The 1,114-nt window shown below is 61.8% G+C and carries 2 protein-coding genes; one reads left to right on the forward strand and one right to left on the reverse strand.

The features are described from left to right. Nucleotides 1–343, reverse strand: a 343-nt coding sequence (locus tag V6C07_RS08595; protein WP_333535983.1) for a GNAT family N-acetyltransferase, incomplete at its 3' end; no start/stop codon positions are given. 192 nt (nt 344–535) lie between these two features. Between V6C07_RS08595 and V6C07_RS08600 the strand changes: the two genes are divergently transcribed. After that, on the forward strand, nt 536–1,114 hold a 579-nt coding region (locus V6C07_RS08600; RefSeq protein ID WP_333535984.1), incomplete at its 3' end, for an MFS transporter.

Genomic DNA, 1,114 nt, shown 5'->3' on the forward strand with positions numbered 1-1,114 from the left:
CAAGGCGCAGCCTGGGCCGCCCGTACATGGCGTGCCGCAGCAAAATCGTCCCCAGGCCCATGCGCCAGCACGAAGGCCGGACAAAAAGCGCGGCCAGAAAATCCACGCCATCAGGGCTGCAAAGGGCGGAAAAGGCGACTGCCTCACCGTGCCTTTCCAGCACGTCCAGATGCGATGACGGCAGACAGTGCTGCTGCATGGCGTCATGCTGGTGCTGCCACAGAGCCGGGTCCACAAAATCGTGGGCCAGCAGCGATGCCTCAAGCCAGATATCCGCGCAGGCCGCATAATGCCGGGCACTGAGGCCACGCACCAGCGTGATGCCGTCGGGCAGAATATTCATGAGGGGCCTCATCCCCGGCAGGCAAAGGCCGTATGCGGTACGCCGGAGAAAAATTTTTTGTGCTCCTCCACATGTTTAAGCAAGGCGGGGCGCGGCGTCAACGCACTCGCGGCCCCACTGAAAACGCTCGCCGAGGCACAGGCGTTTGCCCCCCCTCTTGGTTTTGTCATTTCCTTGGTGTAGCGTGCGCGCATGGACAAGAAAAAAATATCCCTTGTATCGCTCGGCCACCTGTCGTGCGACGTCAATGGCGGGGCCTTGCCCGCCATTCTGCCCTTCTTGCGCACCCACTACGGCCTGACATATCAGGCCACGGGCGGGCTGATGTTTGCCTATTCCTGCCTGTCGTCCATCATTCAGCCGCTTTTCGGCCTTATGGCAGACAGGCTCTCCAAGCCCTGGCTTATCCCCCTCGGCGTGTTCCTGGCAGGCATGGGACTGGCAGCAGTGGGCTTCATGTCCAGCTACTGGGCCATTTTTGCGGCCATCGGCCTGAGCGGCGTGGGCGCGGCCCTTTTTCACCCCGAGGGCGCACGCTTTGCCAACAAGGTCTCAGGCAAAAGCAAGGGCACCGGCATGAGCATCTTTTCCATAGGCGGTAACGCGGGCTTTGTTATCGGCCCGCTGCTCGCCACCTTTTTCCTGAGTTGGCTCGGCATGCCCGGAACCTTCATTTTCGGCCTGCTGGCAACGGTGATGGCCTCCATCCTGCTGCTGCTGATCATGCGCATGGTTGCGCCTGAAGCCGCTGCCGCCGCCCAACGCACCGCC

The sequence above is a fragment of the Desulfovibrio sp. 1214_IL3152 genome (assembly GCF_036763055.1).
GTDB lineage: Bacteria > Desulfobacterota > Desulfovibrionia > Desulfovibrionales > Desulfovibrionaceae > Desulfovibrio.